2 protein-coding genes and 1 pseudogene are annotated in these 2,842 nt (G+C 71.4%); 1 reads left to right on the top strand and 2 read right to left on the bottom strand.

Going from position 1 to position 2,842, the window contains the following annotated elements; all coding sequences use genetic code 11:
• Nucleotides 1-291: pseudogene (locus FJV41_RS48670) on the bottom strand (hypothetical protein); the annotation flags it as partial.
• Between the two features lie 186 nt (nt 292-477).
• Here FJV41_RS48670 and FJV41_RS48665 point away from each other — a divergent pair.
• Complete coding sequence (locus FJV41_RS48665) at nt 478-1,053, top strand: hypothetical protein (protein ID WP_141649439.1); 576 nt, start codon at nt 478-480, stop codon at nt 1,051-1,053.
• 7 nt (nt 1,054-1,060) lie between these two features.
• Here FJV41_RS48665 and FJV41_RS48660 read toward each other — a convergent pair.
• Nucleotides 1,061-2,842 (bottom strand): c-type cytochrome (locus FJV41_RS48660; RefSeq protein WP_141649438.1); only part of this gene is annotated, 1,782 nt, incomplete at its 5' end.

The raw sequence follows: 2,842 nt of genomic DNA, 5'->3' as shown, positions 1-2,842 counted from the left end.
GGCCTCCGTGACTCCGGGGGTGCCGTCATCATCCAGGGGGATGAGGGGAGGCACTTCCGGCAGCCGGGGCAGCGATGCGGCGTCCGCGTCCGGGGGCACCGTCGTCCGGCCGGGGAAGTCGGTCCACGCGGCGTCGTCCGGAGTGTCGCTCCTCCGAGGGGCGTCCACGTGGGTGGGCGTGGTCCAGGACTCGTCGGGCGCGGGGTTGCGCGCCGCGGGGGCCGGCTGGGCCCGGGCGGACGTGCCCAGCACGAGGGCGAGCGGCACCAGGATGAGGCGGACGGAGGGCATGAAGACGGCTGGCAGCTTAGTCCACGGAGAGGGAAGGAGACGAGCCAGGGCCGGCTGTTCCCCCACCCTGCGTGCGCCCCGTCAGGTAGCGGGCAGGAGGCGATGGGAAACGTGTCACCGACGGCGGCGCACCGGACTACCATCCGCCGCGCGGCCAGCGGCGGGCGCCTGAGGAGAGACCAAGGGATGAGGGCAGGAGGAGGGCGCGCGGCGCTGTTGGTGACACTGGCCCTGGGGCTTGGGTGTCGCTCCCGTCCGACGGAGACGGGGACGGACGCGGGTCCGGCGCGTGCGCCGGTCGCCAACGCGACGCTGCCCGCGTGCGAGGCGCTGCTGCCCACGGACGTGCGCGAGTCGATGCTGCCCGGCTTCACGATGAAGGAGGAGCGCGCGTGTCCCTCCTGCGGGCCGCTGTGCACCTTCCGCTCCGCGTCGGAGAAGGACGTCACGGTGTCGGTGACGTGGGATTGCCAGCCGCACTACGCACAGGCGGACACGCATGCCCTGCTGTTGCCGTCGCTGAACATGGGCGGCGAGGAGATTCCCGCGCTCGGCCGTGCCGCCGCGCGGCGTGCTCCCGCGCAGGGCATGTTGCAGGTGATGGCGTGGGACGACGACACGCCGTGCGCGCTCGTCGTCACGTGGCTCGGAGGAGACCCGGAGCAGGCGCTGGACGTGACGCGCCTCGCCCTCACCTCCACGCGACCGGAGACGGTCCACCCCACCGTGGTGCCGACGGAGCCCGACGCGGGCACGCCGTGACTTCACGTCACAGCGTGCGCAGGTAGTCCACCAGGTCGTCGACCTCCGTCTCCGTGAGGCTCGCCGTGGTGCCGTGCTTGTTGGACTGGCTGTTCTGCATCAGCCGCCCCTTCAGCGACAGCGCGCTGCCGTCGTGCAGGTACGGCGCCGTGCGCGCGAGCCCCAGCAGCGACGGCGTGTTCAGCCCCTTGGCGACCACGTTGCTGTCGTCCCGATTCGCGCCCGTGGTGATGAAGGTGCCCACGTCGGCCAGCGTGTTGTTCGTGAAGTGCGCCCCCGCGTGACAGCTGTCACACGCCGCCTTCTTGAACACCTGCGCGCCGCGCGCCTGCGACTCGGTGAGCGCCACGCGCTTGTAGGGGTTGTCCGGCGTGGGAATCACGTCGATGAACGCGGACAACTGCGCCACCATCACCCCATCCAACGCCGTACCGCCCATGCGCCCACGCACCGTGGCGTCCAGGAAGTCCCTCATCGTGGGGAACTCGCCGCTCCAGTGGAACGGCCCCGTCTCCGTCACCTTCCGCCCCGCCAGGCTCGGCGTCTGGCGCGGCCCATCCGGGAAGCCCCACACGTGGCCGTCGTCACGACCATCCAGATGGCATGACGCACAGGACGCCGCCACGCCCGCGCTCGTCATGCGGGAATCCAGCGCGGAGTAGAACAGCTTGCGCCCCGCCACCTGCTGCGGCGACAGCACGTCTCCCACCACTCGCAGGGGCACTCCCTCCGCGCGCACGTTGGCCACGTTGCCGGAGGCGTCGTTCACCAGCGTCGTCACCGTGTGGTCGAACGCGTTGTAGACGTACGCCTTGCGCCCGTCCCGCGTCAGCGCGATGCCGCTGGGCCCCGAGCCCACTCGCACCAACTGCCGCACCGTGCTGCCCTTCACGTTCACCAGGTCCGCGCCCTCGCGACGATTCGTGGGGATGACGGCCACGTTGTCCGTCTCGCGGTTCACGACAAAGAGCCACAGACCCGACGGGTCCACCACCGCCGCCACAGGCCCCTGGATGGGATGGCTCGACTCCGGGCTGACGATGGTGGACGGAGGGAAGTCAGGGTCCTCGCGCGGCGGAGGCCGGCACCGGTCCAGGTCATCCACCCGGGGCGTGCCGTCTTCCGTGTTGAACGTCACGATGCCCGGCGCCACCACGCCCGCCGTGTTGCAGGGCCCTCCGCCCCCATACAGCGACCCACCGCCCCCAGGGCTCGAGCCAGAACCGGTGAGCGGATCCTCGCGCGCCCACAGCGTCGGCGAGTAGGCATGCTTGCCGTCCGGAGACACCACCACGTCCGACATCCCGCGAGGCCGGAAGGACACGCTCGTGGAGGGGAACGGAAACGGCTCGTCGTCGGCGAAGCTGTCCTCCGTGTTGGCCCGCGCGTACAAATCCGTGCCCTCGCGCTGCATGCGCGGCTGGTGCGCGTCCGCCAGGTCCACCGTCACCAAATCGCTATGCCGGAAGAGGCTGACGAGCGCCCGTCGCCCATCGTCCACCAGGGCGATGCCGCGCGGCTCCTCGCCCACCGGCAGCTCCCAGCGGACCTCCAGCGAGCGCGTGTCCACCGCCATCAACGTGCCGTACGTGGTGGAGTCCAGCGCGGTGCTGTTCACCACGTAGAGCGTGTCGCCCTTCGGAGACACCGCCAGCCCCATGGGCTCCACGCCCACCGCCACGCGCGCCGCCTCGCTCCAGTCACCCCGGCGGATGACGGACACGCTGCGCTCGGCCCGGTTGGAGACGTAGACGGTGTCGTCCGGCCCCACCACCACGCGCTCCGGGCC

It is taken from the genome of Myxococcus llanfairpwllgwyngyllgogerychwyrndrobwllllantysiliogogogochensis, assembly GCF_006636215.1.
GTDB classification, from domain to species: Bacteria; Myxococcota; Myxococcia; order Myxococcales; family Myxococcaceae; genus Myxococcus; species Myxococcus llanfairpwllgwyngyllgogerychwyrndrobwllllantysiliogogogochensis.
The sequence above is the reverse complement of the archived record's forward strand: the minus strand, read 5'-3'. Positions and strand labels throughout refer to the sequence as shown.